The 18209-nt window shown below is 48.4% G+C and carries 14 protein-coding genes; 12 read left to right on the top strand and 2 right to left on the bottom strand.

Going from position 1 to position 18209, the window contains the following annotated elements:
• Positions 1 to 65 precede the first annotated feature (65 nt).
• Both V6668_RS20440 and V6668_RS20435 read right to left on the bottom strand, forming a co-directional pair.
• Entirely contained in the window at positions 66 to 512 is a 447-nt protein-coding gene (locus V6668_RS20440; protein WP_101313589.1) for a GNAT family N-acetyltransferase, read from the bottom strand.
• A 206-nt stretch (positions 513 to 718) separates the two neighbouring features.
• The gene (locus tag V6668_RS20435) at positions 719 to 2491 is read right to left on the bottom strand and encodes an Rqc2 family fibronectin-binding protein (RefSeq protein WP_036614634.1); all 1773 of its coding nucleotides are present in this window, start codon (positions 2489 to 2491) and stop codon (positions 719 to 721) included.
• Between the two features lie 356 nt (positions 2492 to 2847).
• On the opposite strand from V6668_RS20435, the gene V6668_RS20430 reads away from it, so the two are divergent.
• The 12 genes from V6668_RS20430 to rsmB all read left to right on the top strand — a co-directional run bounded on the left by V6668_RS20430 (position 2848) and on the right by rsmB (position 18148).
• Positions 2848 to 5706: a calcium-translocating P-type ATPase, SERCA-type gene (locus V6668_RS20430; RefSeq protein ID WP_036614632.1), complete on the top strand. Its 2859-nt coding sequence runs from the start codon at positions 2848 to 2850 to the stop codon at positions 5704 to 5706.
• Between the two features lie 182 nt (positions 5707 to 5888).
• Positions 5889 to 6722 (top strand): diaminopimelate epimerase, encoded by an 834-nt coding sequence (dapF, locus tag V6668_RS20425; protein WP_036614947.1) that lies wholly within the window; start codon positions 5889 to 5891, stop codon positions 6720 to 6722.
• A gap of 214 nt (positions 6723 to 6936) precedes the next feature.
• Positions 6937 to 8826, top strand: a complete 1890-nt coding sequence (locus tag V6668_RS20420) for a bifunctional homocysteine S-methyltransferase/methylenetetrahydrofolate reductase (RefSeq protein ID WP_036614629.1) — start codon at positions 6937 to 6939, stop codon at positions 8824 to 8826.
• A 19-nt stretch (positions 8827 to 8845) separates the two neighbouring features.
• Entirely contained in the window at positions 8846 to 9745 is a 900-nt protein-coding gene (locus V6668_RS20415) for a YicC/YloC family endoribonuclease (protein WP_036614623.1), read from the top strand.
• Between the two features lie 51 nt (positions 9746 to 9796).
• Positions 9797 to 10057 carry an extracellular matrix/biofilm regulator RemA gene (gene remA / locus V6668_RS20410; RefSeq protein ID WP_006209218.1) on the top strand — a complete coding sequence of 87 codons (261 nt, stop codon included), beginning with the start codon at positions 9797 to 9799 and terminating at the stop codon, positions 10055 to 10057.
• A gap of 13 nt (positions 10058 to 10070) precedes the next feature.
• On the top strand, positions 10071 to 10643 hold the full coding sequence (gene gmk / locus V6668_RS20405) for a guanylate kinase (protein WP_017687445.1): 573 nt from the start codon (positions 10071 to 10073) through the stop codon (positions 10641 to 10643).
• 157 nt (positions 10644 to 10800) lie between these two features.
• Positions 10801 to 11013, top strand: a complete 213-nt coding sequence (rpoZ, locus tag V6668_RS20400; RefSeq protein ID WP_036614619.1) for a DNA-directed RNA polymerase subunit omega — start codon at positions 10801 to 10803, stop codon at positions 11011 to 11013.
• A gap of 300 nt (positions 11014 to 11313) precedes the next feature.
• Positions 11314 to 12549, top strand: a complete 1236-nt coding sequence (gene coaBC, locus V6668_RS20395) for a bifunctional phosphopantothenoylcysteine decarboxylase/phosphopantothenate--cysteine ligase CoaBC (protein ID WP_338706543.1) — start codon at positions 11314 to 11316, stop codon at positions 12547 to 12549.
• A 3-nt stretch (positions 12550 to 12552) separates the two neighbouring features.
• Entirely contained in the window at positions 12553 to 15102 is a 2550-nt protein-coding gene (gene priA, locus V6668_RS20390) for a primosomal protein N' (RefSeq protein ID WP_338706542.1), read from the top strand.
• A gap of 116 nt (positions 15103 to 15218) precedes the next feature.
• On the top strand, positions 15219 to 15707 hold the full coding sequence (gene def, locus V6668_RS20385) for a peptide deformylase (RefSeq protein ID WP_017687449.1): 489 nt from the start codon (positions 15219 to 15221) through the stop codon (positions 15705 to 15707).
• 12 nt (positions 15708 to 15719) lie between these two features.
• Complete coding sequence (gene fmt / locus V6668_RS20380) at positions 15720 to 16673, top strand: methionyl-tRNA formyltransferase (RefSeq protein WP_338706541.1); 954 nt, start codon at positions 15720 to 15722, stop codon at positions 16671 to 16673.
• Complete coding sequence (gene rsmB / locus V6668_RS20375; RefSeq protein ID WP_338706540.1) at positions 16670 to 18148, top strand: 16S rRNA (cytosine(967)-C(5))-methyltransferase RsmB; 1479 nt, start codon at positions 16670 to 16672, stop codon at positions 18146 to 18148. Before fmt ends, rsmB begins: the two co-directional genes overlap by 4 nt.
• The last annotated feature ends 61 nt before the right edge of the window (positions 18149 to 18209 follow it).

Raw genomic sequence — 18209 nt, 5'->3', positions numbered from 1 at the left:
ACATGCAACCATGATAGGGCTGAACGTTCATGTTTGCATGTCCCTTTTTTTGTTCTGAAAATAGTCTATGTAATGGAATAGTTTACCCAAGCGCCACGTGTAGCCCCGAGACGTTCGAATAATTGCTGTGCCCGCTCATTGGTCACTGCTGTGATCCAAGACATATATGCACATCCATGGTCACGCGTATATTGCTGACAGTGTGCAAATAATTTGGCTTCTGCTTCGCCTTCTCTGAATGTTTCCGTAACAAATAGGTCATTCATGATGGCGACACGCTCTGCTTTCATCGTGCTGTATGTAAAGAACAGGGTAGAAAATCCGATAAGCTTCCCGTCCTCTTCTGCCACGAATTGAGCACCGATCTGCTGATTAAGCAGGTTGTTGATCAAAAGCTGGATGGATTGATCACCAGGCCAGGGGTTGTTGTAGAATCCCACCACATAGTCATGCATTAATGCCATCAGGGGTTTCAGATCATCAGGTTGAGTTTCTCTGATATGTATGGTCATGGTACACTTCCTTCAACTATAATTTTATTCAACACGATTGAATTATTATACTTATAAATGAATTAATATTCAAAGGAAATGATAAATAGGCTGAGCTTCACATATCATTCAAACAAGTAGTGCAACCACAAAAATCCCCTGAACCGTTAATGGTCAGGGGATTTTTCTATTGTTACTGTTACATCGCACCTTATGAGCTAAGCATACTATCCATTTTTAATCGTGGAAGGCAGACTTTTGATCAATTCATCATTTGGCGTGACAAACAACGTCTTCTGATGATCATAGATCACAAAACCAGGCTTCGCACCACTTGGTTTGCGCACATGACGGATAAACGTGTAATCCACAGGCACACTGCTGGACTCCTTGGCCTGGCTGAAATAGGCAGCAAGCTGTGCTGCTTCTTCCAATGTAGCTTCACCAAAGTCCGTACTGCGAATAACGACATGTGAACCTGGAATGTCTTTGGTATGCAACCAGGTGTCGTTGGAAGAAGCGAGACGGTTGGTCACGTACTCATTCTGCAGGTTGTTTTTGCCCACAAGAATATCAATTCCCTCCGAGGAGGTGAACTGGTGTACGGTTGGACGGTCACTTTTCTTCTTCTTTTTACCCTTTTTATTACGGTCACGAAGGTATCCTTGCTGTACAAGCTCGTCCCGTATTTCCTCAATATCGTTCATCGATGCAATGGAGAGCTGCTGTAACAGGTTATCGAGGTAGTCAATCTCGTCTTTGGTTTTGCCAAGCTGCTCATGAATGACAGCCAGACTGTTCTTGTATTTGTTATACCGCTTGAAATAACGTTGTGCGTTGTCAGATGGTGTAAGCAGTGGATCAAGCTGAATGGTAATGTTGGCTTGGTCTTCATCGTAGAAGTTCACAAGCTCCACGCTCTTGTCCCCTTTGTGGACCTGATGCAGGGAGGCAAACAGCAACTCACCCCATAGTCTGAACTTGTCCGCATCGTCCGCTTCCAGCAGATCCTTGTTCAGGTTGTCCAGCTTTTTGATGTTTTTGCTTCGCTCATTCTGCAGAAAACGGAGCAGATCACTTACTCTCTGTTTAACCGTGTCTCGTTCAGCCTTATCTCCGTAATAATCTTCCATGCACTTGCTCATCGTGTCATAGGTTTTCTCCAAATCCTGAATGCTCTGAAGATGAACGGCTGAGAAAATCATTTTGCCTTTGGCGTTCATTCCGGTTACAGGTGTGTAGATATGATCTCTGACAGGTCCCATCACGGCTTCAAAAGCGTTCCAGAGTGCACCAGCCTCAACTCGGCTTTCACCCTCAACCACAGCTGGAGTGCTCAGGGTGCCTTCAGCAGCAATTCCACGAGTAGCAATCTCTCCCGCAATTAACGGGCTAAGACCGCTAAAGGAGTTCACAAGCCAGCGTGATGCATCTTCTTCAGCGGCATGATAGCTGTCCTCGAATGCTGTACGACTCACTTCGAGCGGATTACTTTTATGTTGCTCGGGTGGGGCAGTATACGCGAATCCAGGCATGATTACCCGGTAGCTACTGATGGAAGGAGTCACATGATGAATGCCATCCAGAATCGTTCCAGTTACAGGATCAAGCAAAATAATATTACTGTGACGCCCCATCAATTCAATGATGATCCGTTTAACCGAAACATCCCCCAGTTCGTCGCGCTGGCGCACATTGATGTGGATAATACGCTCCATGCCAATCTGACGGATCTCCTCAATGATTGCACCTTCACAGTGCTTGCGGAGCAACATACAGAACATGGGTGCTTCCGTAGGGTTAAGGAATGTCTTTTCCGTATAATGCACACGGGGATAGGTTGGGCTTGCCGAAACAAGCAATTTACTATTTCCGCGCTGAGCACGCAGGGTGAGAACTACGTCATGGCCATTCGGCTGATGGATTTTGCTGATACGTCCACCAATGCAGCCTTGCAGTTCATGAACAATGGCCCGTGTTACAATGCCGTCCAATGCCATTTTTTCCACTTCCTCTCTCTATCGAGCATCTGCATTTATCATGCCAAATGCTTCATCTATATAACTGAAATGTGCAACCAGGTATGTAAAAAAACAAGGACTGGCTACAGATTCTTCGTTGCTTGCCTGTTGAACGCTGGAATTGGTACTGCGCAGAACATCGCAGACTTTTATTTTAGCCTATTCTGTCCATCAGGGAAAGGATTCACCTTCCGGGTGCTAATCACAGACCTGTCCGAATACATATAGAGCAGGTAGTTTGTCCGGCATAGTGTACAGCCTGTCGACCAGCGCGCCGGTGAGTCATGTGAGCTTATTTTGCAGATGAAATACAGACTGGGAGGGAAACTTGAAGCATGGAACATACCAAGTGGCATCAACTTAGTGATGAAGAGCTTCGTAACACTCTTGGCGTCAGCCCGCAGGAAGGATTGACGGATGAAGCTGTAGCAGAGAAGAGGAAAGTGGTCGGTTCGAATGAGCTGAGCGAGGGGAAACGCATTTCTCCAATTACATTGCTCTTGAATCAGTTCAAGGATTTTATGGTGCTGGTGTTGATGGGAGCAACGTTGGTATCCGGATTACTGGGTGAGTATCTGGATGCGGTAACGATTGTGGCTATTATCGTACTGAATGCGATTCTGGGGTTTGTACAGGAATTCCGGGCTGAACGATCTCTTCGTGCATTGAAACAGTTGTCTGCACCTCTTGCCAAAGTGCTTCGTTCAGGCCAGGAAGTACACCTTGCCGCCAAACAACTTGTCCCCGGGGATATTGTCATGGTGGAGAGTGGGGACCGTATACCCGCGGATGTGCGCTGGCTGCAAACGAACAGTCTGGATGTCGAGGAGTCGGCACTTACCGGGGAATCGGTTCCTGTAAGCAAACATTGCCTTCCGATTGCGGACGAGGACGTTCCGCTGGGTGATCAGAAGAATATTGGTTTTATGGGTACCATGGTCACTCGTGGCACAGCTAAAGGTGTAGTCATTCGTACTGGGATGGAGACGGAGATGGGCAAAATCGCCGATCTGATCCAGAATACGGAGGAGCAGGAAACACCGTTACAGCACAGGCTGGAACAACTGGGCAAAATTCTGATTTTTGTCGCATTGGGATTAACCATTATGGTTGTCGTCGCAGGGATATTGCACGGACAACCAGCCGTTGGCATGTTTCTGGCGGGGGTCAGCCTCGCGGTGGCTGCCATACCGGAGGGTCTGCCGGCTATTGTAACCATTGCACTCGCACTAGGCGTGCAGCGTATGATCAAACGTAAAGCCATTGTACGCAAACTGCCTTCTGTCGAAACTCTGGGCTGTGCATCTGTAATCTGTTCGGATAAGACTGGCACGCTCACTCAGAACAAGATGACGGTAACGGATGTGTGGTTGGAGGGACGTAACATCAAGGTTACCGGGGATGGTTATGCACCTGAAGGGCAGATGCTGGAGAACGGTCGTACGGTGGAACTGAAGAGTGACCAGTCGCTACGCAGAATGCTTCAGATCAGCGCGCTTTGCAACAATGCGAGTATTGTGGAAAGTGCTTCAAGCGAGGTGGGGAGCAAGAAAAAGGGCAAGGATACCAAAAAGGAAAGCAAGAAAAACACGAAAAAAGGTGAACTCCAAGAAGAAACCGTTCAACGAGATAATGTATTTTGGGAGCTGAAAGGCGATCCGACGGAAGGGGCACTCGTCACACTGGCCTCCAAAATGGGGCTTACTCCTGCCGGACTTAAAGAGTTGTATGCCCGCCAGCAGGAATTCCCGTTTGATTCGGAGCGAAAACGCATGTCGGTCCTGGTTCATCATCAGGGGGGCCGAATGATCTATACCAAAGGTGCACCGGATGTGTTGATCGGACACTGTAGTTATATTTTGTGGGAAGGCAAGGTTGTACCTTTCACTGGAACACTGCGACAGAAAGTAATGGCAGCAAATGAGAGCATGGCCGGAGCAGCACTACGTGTCCTCGGAATGGCCTACCGTGAAGTGCGGCCGGAAGAAAAAGTGGCTGACGAACATGCCGCCGAAAGTCAGCTTGTCTTCGTAGGACTTGCAGGTATGATTGATCCACCGCGTCGTGAAGTGCGAGATGCGATTGCCACATGCCGCAAAGCGGGCATTCGTACCGTCATGATCACAGGTGATCATGGAACAACGGCAGAAGCCATTGCGCATCAACTCGGGATTCTTCCACGTGGAGGGGCTTCGTTAAGTGGTCAGCAACTGGCAGGCATGACAGACGAGCAACTGGATAAACAGGTAGAGGGCATATATGTGTTCTCAAGGGTATCTCCGGAACACAAGCTTCGCATCGTGAAATCGTTACAGCGCAAAGGGCATGTCGTCGCGATGACGGGTGATGGAGTCAATGATGCTCCGGCGATCAAAGCTGCAGATATCGGCATAGCGATGGGCATTACAGGAACGGATGTCACGAAGGAAGCTTCGGCACTCATTCTGAGTGATGATAACTTCTCAACCATTGTGGCTGCCATTGAAGAAGGCCGTAATATTTATGAGAACATTCGCAAGTTTATCCGTTATTTGCTGGCATCAAACGTGGGCGAAATATTGACAATGTTCTTTGCAATGATGATGGGCCTGCCGCTACCACTCGTACCTATTCAAATTCTGTGGGTTAACCTGGTGACGGATGGTTTGCCTGCAATGGCGCTCGGGGTAGATCAGCCTGAGAAAGATTTGATGGAACACAAACCCCGTGGTGCCAAGGAAAATATTTTTGCGCGGAGACTGGGTTGGAAAATCGTTAGCCGGGGTGTGTTGATTGGATTATGTACACTCGGCGCGTTCTGGCTTACCCTTCAGGCTGCGCCGGATAATCCGGGTCAACTGATCAAGGCACAGTCTGTGGCTTTTGCTACACTCGTTTTGGCGCAACTCATTCATGTCTTTGATTGCCGTAGTTCGCGGTCCATCTTCCACCGGAATCCTTTACAGAACAAATATCTGGTTCTTGCGGTGATTTCATCGGTTGTACTGATGCTGGTTGTCATGTACGTTGAACCGTTACAGCCGATCTTCAAAACCGTACCTCTGGGATTGCGTGAATGGGCGATCTGTATCGTTGCTGCAGGCATTCCAACGTTTCTTATGGGCGCAGGCAGCGTCTGGGGTGGTCGGCGTAACCGCCGCCGTATGGGGGGTTCTGGCCGCTTCGTACCGAAAAGTACAAAGTTTTCAGCATAAAATCAATACCTTTTCCTTACCTATTTCGGTATGCTATCCTCAAAATGATTCAAAGCGGCAGCTTTGGCATTTTGCAGGATAGCTTTTTTGTGTAAATGTTGAATATGAATTTCTATGGTAATCCTGTAGAAGAGCAAGAATATAGCTTTGGCAGCAGACTGCCAAAAGGAGTGGGCAAGATTATGGAATTTACGAAAATGCATGGACTTGGTAACGATTTTATCGTTGTATTTGGTGAAAAGGAGCTTCCGGCAGATGCAGCAGAGTTGGCTGTGAAATGGTGCAACCGTTTCTTCGGCATCGGTGCGGACGGCCTGGTTTATATACTGCCTTCGGAGAAGGCGGACTTTCAGATGCGTATCATGAATTCGGACGGTTCGGAAGCAGAACAGTGCGGTAATGCCATTCGCTGTGTGTCCAAATATGTATACGATCATGGTCACGTGAACCAGGAGCAGATCACCATTGAAACGATTGGTGCAGGGGTACAACCTGTGAGTCTCAACATTCGTGATGGTAAAGTAGAGACGGTTCGTGTGGATATGGGCGAACCAATCCTGAATGGCCTTCAAGTGCCTACAACGGTGGATGCCAACCCAGTGGTTGATCACTACATTGAAGCAAATGGACATGCGTTCAAATTCACTGCCGTATCCATGGGTAACCCGCATGCGGTTATCTATGTAGATGACGCTGTAAATTTTGACCTCACAACTTGGGGACCCCTTCTTGAAGTGCATCCGATGTTTCCAAAAAAAATCAATGTGGAATTCGCCACAGTTCGTGACCGTGGATATGTGGACATGCGTGTATGGGAACGCGGAGCGGGTCCAACACTAGCTTGTGGAACCGGAGCTTGTGCGACACTGGTATCCTCTGTCCTGAATGGTCATACAGATCGTACAGCAGTCATCAGCCTCAAGGGTGGGGATCTCCACATTGAGTGGAATGAAGCTGACAATCATGTGTACATGACTGGACCTGCTGAAGTTGTTTTTAAAGGAATCACTTCATAAAAAGTGAAAGGTTTAACCAAAGGGGCCTGCGGGCCTCTTTTTTTGTCAAAAAGGATAGGTCGTGTCTCCTGTACAGAGACATATTGGGGGCTGTATGGCAAGAAAGTCCATATGAGCTGGATACTCATTAAAAACCTGTGTTTTTCTTCGTTTTTTAGCGTTTTTTGTGTTACATTAGTATGTAAATGATCACAGCTAGGCGGGGGGAAATGGGATGAAGGCGGATTTGCGGAAAGTTATGCAGGAACGGGTTCTCGTTGGAGATGGGGCCATGGGAACATTTCTGTACCAAATGGGGTTCCCGGTGGGGATTTCATATGAAGAATTAAACTTGATTTCACCTGAAGTAGTGGCGGATGTACATCGCAGTTATCGGGATGCAGGTACAGAAATATTTGAAACAAATACGTATTCTGCCAATTACGACAAGTTGTCCAAGTTCGGTCTGGAGTCCAAGGTGGAGGACGTGAACCGTGCCGGTGTACGCATTGCCAAAGAGGTAGCTGGAGATACCGGTTATGTGCTTGGTGCAGTTGGTTCCATTCGAGGTGGCAAGCGGACAAACGTGTCAACGAGTGAACTGAAACGCTTTTATCAACAACAGATCTCTGCACTGCTAGATGAAGGCGTGGATGGCATTTTGCTTGAGACCTTCTATGATATCGAGGAAATGGATATTGCCCTTTTGCAAGCGCGCAAGCTAAGTGATCTGCCCGTAATTGGACAGTTCGCGGTAGAGGATGTAGGACACACACTGGACGGATATACAATGCCTGAAGCCTTCCGGATTATGCGGGAGCAGGGCGCGGATGTCATTGGATTTAACTGTCGCTCAGGTCCAAACGGGATTATGCGTGCCATGGAAACCGTCTCGGGACGAATTGGTATTCCAATGTCCGTCTACCCGAATGCGGGTGCAGCAGATTATGTAGATGGTGAGTTCCGTTATGGTGCGACTCCGGAGTACTTTGGTCAGACGGCAGTGCAATTTGCTGAACTGGGCGCTCGTATTATCGGTGGTTGCTGTGGTACGACACCTGATCATATCACCGCTATGAAAGAGGCGCTTGCTGACTATGTGCCTTCGCCTATTCTGGAGCCTGATCCGTCAGAATCCAAACCGCGTATTGTGTTGCATGAAAATGTGGATGAGCGTTCCGGACGTGGCGGACAGCCTACGATCGTTGATCTGGTCAAGCATCGTCACACCGTTATCGTTGAACTTGACCCGCCACGTGACTTGGACATTGCCAAGTTCATGAAAGGTGCCGAGACACTGAAAGCAGCCGGAGCCGATGCCCTGACACTGGCAGATAATTCACTCGCGGTTACACGCATGAGCAACATGGCGCTGGGTCACCTCGTTCAGGATCGCACGGGCCTTCGTCCACTGGTGCATATTGCTTGCCGTGACCGGAATCTGATTGGAACGCAGTCCCACATGATGGGGTTTGATGCTTTGAGTATTAATCATGTACTGGCTGTAACAGGAGATCCTGCAAGATTTGGCGATCTGCCGGGTTCAAGCTCGGTATACGATCTGACTTCTTTTGAAATCATACGCATGATCAAACAGTTGAACGATGGAGTGGCTTTCTCAGGTAAACCGCTGAAGCAAAAAGCTGGTTTTGTCATCGGAGCGGCATTTAATCCTAATGTGAAATATTTGGAGAAAGCTGTACAACGTCTGGAGAAGAAGATTGCCTCTGGCGCTGATTACATCATGACACAACCGATCTATGATCCTGAGTTGATTGTAGCAATGCACGAAGCGACCAAACATCTGGATGTGCCCATTTTTGTAGGTGTAATGCCGCTAGCGAGTGGACGGAATGCAGAGTATCTACACAACGAGGTTCCCGGGATCCAGCTTTCGGATCAAGTGCGTTCCCGTATGGCAGGTCTGGAAGGCGAAGAAGGCCGTGCGATGGGAGTAAAAATTGCCAAAGAACTGCTGGACGTAGCAACAGCGCATTTCAAAGGCATCTATCTCATGACACCGTTTATGTTCTACGGCATGACGGCCGAACTGACTCAATACGTATGGGAGAAGTCGGAGCATCAATGTCCTACTTGTTTCAACCCTAATAATCAATTACAATAGTAAAACGGATGTGATGCCGATGTCATTCAGTATGACCGGATACGGTCAATCCGCCTTTCATTTTGGCGGCTATAAGGTACAATTAGAGATCAAATCTGTTAATCATCGTTATTGCGAAGTGATGATGCGTCTGCCAAGAGAGTGGACGTATTATGAAGACGGTTTGAGGAAGATCGTACAGAGTCGTTTGAAACGTGGGCGGATTGATGTTTATGTAATGAAAGAAAAAGAGGAAGACCAGGCTCTTCCCGCTGTTCTGAATGAACAGACGGTCAGGGCCTATCTGCAGGCTGCAGAGCAACTGGAGACCCAATATGGATTGCAGGGCAAACCAAGTATTGTGGATATGCTTGGGCTGCCAGACGTCATGGTTCATTCGGATGGGACAAGTTCCATTCCCGAAGAGCAGAAGGACGAATGGGAGCGAGTTCTGCAGGAAGGATTGAAAGAGGCTCTGTCCAGCCTTGAACAGATGCGCGCTCGCGAGGGTCTTCATCTGGCCAGTGATCTGGAACGGCGGATTACCCGTCTGGAGTCACTGCATACCGAAATGCTTGATCTTGCACCGACTGTGGTAAGTGATTATCGCAACAAGCTAAGACAAAGGCTTACGGAAATGCAGGAAGAAGGCTCTTTCCCTTTTGATGAGCATAAATTGGGTATGGAAATTGCAATGTTTGCCGATCGTTCTAACATAGAAGAGGAGCTTACGCGTCTACAGAGTCACTTTGGACAGAGCAGGGAACTGCTGAAGAGTGATGAGCCCGTAGGTCGTAAGTTGGACTTTCTAATTCAAGAGATGAATCGGGAAGTCAATACGATTGGATCAAAAGCCAACCATTTGGCTCTGGTGAATCGTGTTGTCGAGATGAAGGCGGAGCTGGAGAAGATTCGTGAGCAAGCTGCGAATATCGAATGAACGGCCACATTTCGGCAAAAGAGTCGCATGTATAGGGGGAAGAACCTGATTATGGCAATCAAACTCATTAACATTGGATTCGGTAACATCGTATCGGCGAACCGGATTATATCCATCGTGAGTCCGGAATCGGCGCCGATCAAGAGAATTATACAAGAGGCAAGAGATCGTCACATGCTGATTGATGCAACGTACGGAAGACGTACTCGTGCCGTAATTATTACGGATAGCGATCATGTCATTTTGTCTGCAGTTCAGCCTGAGACGGTCGCCCATCGTCTTTCTTCGAAAGATGATGATAACGACGAATAAAATGGAGTGTAATATGTCTAAGGGATTACTGGTAGTGTTGTCCGGCCCATCTGGGGTCGGGAAGGGTACTGTATGCAGCGCTTTGCGCAAACGGGTGCCGGAATTGATCTATTCCGTATCGGCAACAACCCGTCAGCCTCGTCTTGGTGAAGAACATGGTGTGAACTATTTCTTCAGAAGTCATGAAGAGTTCCAGAACATGATTGCTGAAGATCAATTGTTGGAACATGCGGAGTATGTTGGTAATTATTACGGAACACCGCGTGATTTTGTAGAGAAAACGATTAACGAAGGCCGCGACATCATTCTGGAGATTGAGGTTCAAGGCGCGTTAAAAGTGAAAGAGAAATTCCCGGAAGGGATCTTTGTTTTCCTGCTTCCTCCTTCATTGGACGAGCTGAAAGATCGCATTCAGGGCCGTGGTACCGAAAGCCAAGCGACCATTGATCACCGGATGTCTGTGGCGGTTGATGAGATCAGTCTGCTGGAGCAGTATGATTACGCTGTTGTTAATGATGAAATTGATTTGGCGTGCAAGAGAATAGAAAGCATCATAATCGCCGAACATTGTAAGATCAATAAATAATCCCTTTTGCCGCTGCAGAATGCGATATAAGTGGGGCAGTTGTCATATCATATACTGAAGCACTCCTTCTCGGAATGCCCGGGTGTGAAGACATGCCACATCAGTTCTGTCAGGCGGCAACTTGTGATTATACTAATGCGAAGAGGTGTTTGTTAATATGCTGTATCCTTCTATTGATGAAATGATGAACAAAGTCGACAGCAAGTATTCCCTTGTTGTTGCTGCTTCCCGCCGGGCTAGACAGCTACGTGAAGGTGAAAAAACGGATTTAAGAGGTGCGAGATCCCATAAACAAGTTGGCGTTGCACTGGAAGAAATCTATGGAGACCTGCTCGTTGTCATCAAAGGACAGGACGAAGAAGAAGAGTAAGCCGCCTGCGGCTGCTCTTCAACTGCATACGGCGTAAGCCGGATTAATTGACAACCGCGAGGTTGTTATTTTTTTACGAATAAGCATATTTTAACGGAATCTTACTTAGGACGTGTCTCAAAACTCGCTGAAGTGCATCTTTTACCGCCTTTTCGCCCCCTGCTGCGTCACTTTCCCTTGACGTGCCCCGGCACGCCTGCGGAAAACTTCCTTGCTTGGAACGAAAATTCGGGAAAATCTGCTTCCTTCGGAGTTTTCAGACGCGCCCTAGACGTCGTATAAATATCGGGGGAAATAAACATGTTGAACGGTAAAAAAATCGTGCTTGGTGTGACTGGCGGCATAGCCGCTTACAAAGCGGCAACATTATGCAGCAGACTGGTGCAAAAGGGAGCGGATGTTCATGTGATTATGACAGCTTCCGCTACACAGTTTATTACCGAATTGACGCTGCAAACGTTGACCCGAAACACCGTATACACCGATACATTTGATGAGCGTGAGCCAGCAGTCGTATCTCATATTCATCTGGCCGATCTGGCTGATCTTGTTCTGGTTGCTCCGGCAACAGCCAATGTGATTGCCAAGATGGCGCATGGCATGGCAGATGATATGCTCTCAACAACTCTTCTTGCGACGACAGCCCCTGTCATGATTGCACCAGCGATGAATGTACATATGTATGATCATCCAGCTGTAAAGCATAATATGAACCTGCTTGTTGAACGGGGCGCCATGATGATTGAACCGGGTGAAGGTTTGCTTGCGTGTGGATATGTGGGCAAGGGACGTCTGGAAGAACCGGAGAGCATTGTGGATGTGGTGGAACGTTTCTTCGAACAGCGCGAGTCTGCAGACCGTGCCCGGCAAGGACAAGCTTCACTGTTACAAGGTAAGAAGGTTGTCGTTACGGCTGGAGGTACGATTGAGCGTATTGACCCAGTACGATACATTACGAACGATTCATCTGGAAAAATGGGATTTGCCATAGCCGCAGCTGCGCGTGATCTGGGGGCAGATGTGAAATTGGTTATGGGCAGTACCCAAGCCAAGCCACCGGAGAACGTGGAGTTGATCCCTGTACAGTCTGCACAGGATATGTATGAAGCGGTAACACGCGAGTGGGACGATGCTGATATCGTGGTTAAGGCGGCGGCAGTTGCCGATTATCGTCCAAAGGAAGTTTACACCGAGAAGATCAAGAAGAAAGGCGACACGCTGTCGCTCGAACTTATTAAAAATATAGATATTCTTGAAACACTGGGCAAACAGAAAACCCATCAGTTTTTGATTGGTTTTGCTGCGGAGACTCAGTCAGTTGAGATGTATGCACGTGAGAAATTGGAACGGAAAAACTGTGATCTGATCGTAGCCAATGATGTAACCCGCACGGGTGCAGGATTTGGAACAGACACCAACGCGGTACATATCTATGACCGGGAAGGTTTGGTGGAGGAGCTTCCAGTGATGGCCAAGGACGATGTGGCTCATCGGTTGCTCCAGATTGCGGCGGAGCGCATTGCCGGGAGGAATTAGGATATGGAGATTGCCAAGGTCATAGTCGATGTTCCCGTGAAGGAAACAGATCGGCCGTTTGATTACCTGGTACCTGAATCGATGAGAGAATGGATCGAGATTGGCAGCCGGGTGGGTGTGCCTTTTGGTCATCGGACGGTGCAGGGATTCGTGATTGATCTTGTGCCGCGTACCGGAGAGGAAACATTCAAGCTTAAGCAGATTCAGGAGTTACTGGACATTGTTCCCCCGTTGTCAAAGGATTTGGTTGAGTTGGCCGAATGGATGAGTGGACGTTATGCCAGTAACCGGATTTTGTCATTACAGGTCATGGTGCCGACGGCATTGAAAGGTAAAGCAGAGCGATACATCTCGCTGGGAGATGCACTTGATGGACAGATGGCGGGTGCACAACCGGATGATGAGGTGTTATTTGTTTGGGGAGAAGAGTCTACGACTGAGAAAGTACAGCAGGATATCATCCGTTTTGTCAAAAGTCGGGGTCAGGTACCGCTGCAACAACTGAGTCGAAAATATCCCAATCATGCTGCACTAATTAAGAAATTATTGCTTGGTGGTGTACTGCTGGAAAGTCAGGCCATCAAGGACAAGTTAAATAAAAAAACGATGAAGTCCGTTGATCTGGCTGTAGATATTGCTGCTGCTCAGGAAGCACTTGCTTCATTCCCGGCGAAAGCACAGCGGCAGAAGGAGATTCTGGCTTTTTTGCTGGAAATGAAAGAACTGCTGCCCATGCCGATGAAAGAAGTGTTATCTACACTACAGGTATCGGCCGCAACGATTAAAGGGCTTGAGGAAAAGGGATTAATCGTCACCGAGGACGTTGAGGTCTTTCGTGACCCTTACCAGGGCAGGAAGTTTAAAGCGACTGAACCGCTGGTTCTGACTGATGAGCAAAAACTTGTCTACGACAATATCAATGGCCGATTGCAGGAACAACGTCATGGGGTATTTTTGTTACATGGTGTTACGGGAAGTGGCAAGACGGAAGTCTATCTTCAAACCATTCAACAATGCATCGAACAGGATCGGCAGGCTATCGTACTGGTGCCCGAGATTGCACTCACACCACAGATGGTAGAACGTTTTAAAGGGCGATTTGGAGACCAAGTTGCTGTTATGCACAGTCGTCTGTCTGGCGGTGAACGTTATGATGAATGGCGCAAGATTCGTGAGGGTCAGGTGAAGGTTGCAATTGGGGCGCGTTCAGCTGTATTTGCTCCATTCAGTCGGCTTGGGTTGATTATTATGGATGAAGAACACGAGACTTCCTACAAACAGGAGGAAACTCCGAAATATCATGCTCGTGATGTAGCGGTAAAAAGAGCACAGCAGCATCAGGCGGTGGTTGTTCTGGGTTCAGCGACACCTTCGCTGGAAAGTTATTACGCTGCACGCTCGCAGAGTAATGATGATTTTGCACCACTCTTACTGGAGATGCCAACGCGAGCACTGGGTAACAAGCTGCCTGAAGTGCGGATCGTTGATATGCGTGAAGAGTTGAAGGATGGCAACCGCTCCATGTTCAGCAGGGCTTTGCACAAAGGGCTGGAGGAACGCTTGGAGCGTGGTGAACAGACGGTGCTTCTGCTGAATCGCCGTGGATATTCGACCTTTGTTATGTGCCGAAGTTGTGGATATGTGGCAGGTTGTCCTGAATGTGATATTTCATTGACGTATCATCAGCGCTCGAATAATCTCCGTTGTCATTACTGCGGGTATGCGGAAGCGGCTCCGGAAGTGTGTCCGGACTGTGGAAGTGAGCATATTCGATACTTTGGTACAGGTACACAGCGAGTCGAGGAAGAGCTTGCCAAGCTCTTCCCGGGTATTCGGGTCATTCGGATGGATGTGGATACAACAACGGAAAAAGGGGCTCACGAGAAGCTACTGAAACAGTTTCGTGAGAAAAAGGCGGATGTATTGCTGGGCACCCAGATGGTTGCGAAGGGTCTTGATTTCCCGGATGTAACCCTGGTTGGCGTGATAACAGCGGACTCAGCGTTGAATTTACCTGATTTCCGTGCTGCGGAAAAAACGTTTCAGTTGCTAACACAGGTAGCTGGCCGAGCGGGTCGGCACCAATTGCCTGGTGAGGTGTTTGTTCAGTCCTATACGCCGGAACACTACTCCATTGGCCATGCGAGTCAGCATGACTATGTGTCGTTTGTACGTGAGGAATTGCTGCACCGTCGCAATTTGCAATATCCGCCATACTGTCGCCTGATTCTGGTGACCTTTTCGCATGAGCAACTTCCGGTATTGATTCGTCTTGCCGAGAACTATACGCGAATACTGAAAGAGAAGGCTAATGCGGCTGGATGGCTCGGCAGTCTGGATCGATTCAGCAATGATGCCTTTGATGTACTGGGGCCGGTAGCGTCTCCGATTCCTCGGATCAAGAATAGATACAGATTCCAATGTATGATAAAATGGCGGGGGGATGTAGACGCCATAGGACTCGCTCTGGCTACGGCCCGGCGCATGGACGATGATGTTCAGGCGCAAAAATTGCTTATTAGTCTGGATGTAGACCCGCAAATGTTAATGTAAGCATTTTGCAGCAATGCGGATGTAAACAAGCGGTATAAACATAGATTAAAATGAATACCCCAAAAATACAGATATCGTCCTGAAATTATGATGAGGATTAGGAAGGTGCTTACAACATGTCGATTCGCATTATCGTGCAAGAACCAGATGAGGTGCTCCACAAGAGAGCCAAAGAAGTAACCAAAATTACACCAAATGTACAAAAATTGCTGGATGATATGGCTGATACCATGTACGATGCGGAAGGTGTGGGTCTTGCTGCGCCACAGGTCGGTATTTTGAAACGTCTGATTGTTATCGACGCAGGTGATGAGCAAGGGCTGATCAAGATGATTAACCCGGAGATCATTGCAAGTGAGGGAGAACAATTTGGACCTGAAGGTTGTCTGAGTATCCCTGGAATTAATGGTGATGTTCGCCGTTTCGAGACCGTTACAGTTAAAGGTCTGGATCGTGAAGGTAAAGAGCTGATTATTACGGGTAGTGGCTTGCTGTCCCGTGCATTCCAGCATGAGATTGATCATCTGGATGGCGTACTCTTTACGGATGTCGCCGAGAAAGTGTATGAAATTGCAGCCGATCAAACGGGACCGCGTCGTAATTAAGGAGTGATCGATTTGAATATTGTTTTTATGGGAACACCTGAATTTGCAGTTCCTTCTCTCGATATGCTGATGGCAGAGGGATACAATGTGGTGGGTGTGGTGACTCAGCCTGATAAACCACAGGGACGCAAAAAAGTACTTACGCCAACACCGGTTAAGGCCGCGGCAGAACGCCACGGTCTGCCGGTGTTTCAACCTGTTAAATTGCGTGATCCGGAAGCGGTAGCCCGCTTGGCTGAATGGAAGCCGGATCTGATCGTAACCGCGGCCTTTGGACAGATTCTGCCCAAAGCCGTGCTGGATATGCCTGTTCGCGGTTGTGTGAACGTGCATGGCTCTCTTTTACCGAAATATCGGGGAGGAGCACCGATTCAACGTTCCATTATTAACGGGGAATCCGTGACAGGAGTCACATTGATGTATATGGCTGAAGGCCTGGACACCGGAGATATGATCTCGCGTGTGGAACTGCCAATTACGGATGAAGATACATCAGGATCGATGTTTGATAAATTAAGTGAGGCTGGTTCCAAACTGCTTCAGGCAGAAATGCCACGATTGATTGCAGGCGAGACAACAGCGGTCCCTCAGGATGATGCCGAGGCTTCATATGCTCGCAATCTGACTCGGGATGACGAGAAAATGGACTGGAGTCGTACTTCACGTGAACTGTTCAATCAGATTCGTGGTCTTGTGCCGTTCTCCGGTGCATTTACGATGTGGGATGATCAAGTCTTTAAAATTTGGGCTGCGTCTAACCCCAATCACGTGGACCTGGAAACTTCTTCGGATGCTGGACAAGCAGAGCCGGGAACGGTGCTGCAATTGAATAAGGCAGGGATTGAAGTCCGCACAGGTAATGGGTCTCTCTGGTTGACTGAAGTGCAGCCAGCAGGTAAAAAGGTGATGCAGGCCGCTGACTTTGCTCGTGGTGGTACACTGAAACCTGGAACGGTGCTGCGATGAGCGGTAATATACCAGGTCGTTCGTCAGGAAAAGGCCAGCAAGCTAATGGGAATTCATCCGGACGTGAAGGAAACCGTCGTCCGAATTCGGGTAAATCGGGTGGTGCATCGCGCTCCCAGCAACCCAAAACATCTGCTCGTACATTGGCAGTCAAGGTTCTGAGTGCTGTTGAGCAAGATGGAGCATACAGTAATCTGGAGTTGAACCGCCGTCTGAAAGAGGCGGATTTAAGCCCCGCAGATGCTGGACTAGCTACCGAATTGGTGTATGGAACAATCGCCAGATTGAATACACTTGATTATTTTCTGGAACGTTACGTCGCCAAAGGAGTATCCAAACTGCAACCATGGGTTCGTAGCCTGCTGCGAATCAGCGTCTATCAGATGATATACCTGGATCGTATTCCGGAGCATGCCGTGGTGAGCGAAGCGGTTAATCTGGCGAAGAAACTGGGCCATCAGGGAATCTCGGGTATGGTGAATGGAGTGCTCCGCAATATGATCCGCAATCGGGATGAACTTCGTATTCCAGAACATCTGCCCGCTGCAGAACGTATTTCACTGGAGCATTCCCACCCGTTATGGATGGTTGAACGCTGGATTGCCCAGTACGGCGAAGAGACAGCGGAGGCGATCTGTCGTGCGAATAATGAGCCGCCAGCGGTGAGTGTCCGGGTCAACACAACAATGACCACACGGGAGAAACTGATGCATGAGATGACCAGTACAGGTGCAGTCGTTGAAGCTTCTCAGCTGAGTTCCGATGGAATTCTTGTACGTAGTGGCGGAAACATGGCTCTAACGTCCTGGTATCGGGACGGGTTGTTCTCTGTACAGGACGAAAGTTCCATGCTTGTCGCTGAAGCAGTTGCGCCAGAAGTAGACCAACTTGTATTGGATTGTTGCGCAGCTCCAGGTGGTAAAACAGCTCACATGGCTGAGAAAATGCAGGATCGCGGTCGTATTGTCGCGAATGATGTACATGCTCACAAGCGCCAGCTGATCCTGGATCAGGCGGAGCGTCTCGGTCTGACTTGTATCGATGCTGTAACTGGAGATGCGCTAGACCTGAATGAACGGTATCCGGAAGCGTCGTTTGACCGCATTTTGCTGGATGCACCATGTTCAGGTCTGGGTGTTATTCGCCGCAAGCCTGATGTGAAATGGACCAAAACCGTAAAAGATATCGAAGATATCGCAGGCTTGCAGCGTGAATTGCTTGATCATGTTGCGCCGTTGTTAAAACCAGGTGGTATTCTGGTGTATAGCACGTGTACGATTGAGCCTGCTGAGAATGAGGATATGGTTGCAGACTTCTTGAATCGACATCCGGAATACAGCCCAGCAGAAGCATCCGTCTGGTCTGAATCGGAGACAGCGAACTTGAAGGTTGTGAACGGTGGTATTCAGATTTTGCCACAATACGCTCACAGTGACGGATTTTTCATCGCACGGTTGACAAAAACAGTGGAATAACAGTTTAATAGAGCACGGAAGTATGACCGCCGAGGGGAACTTCGGCGGATTTCTTTGTGAT

It is taken from the genome of Paenibacillus amylolyticus, from assembly GCF_036894225.1.
Classification (GTDB): Bacteria; Bacillota; Bacilli; order Paenibacillales; family Paenibacillaceae; genus Paenibacillus; species Paenibacillus amylolyticus.
This window is presented reverse-complemented; position numbering and strand designations above follow the sequence as displayed.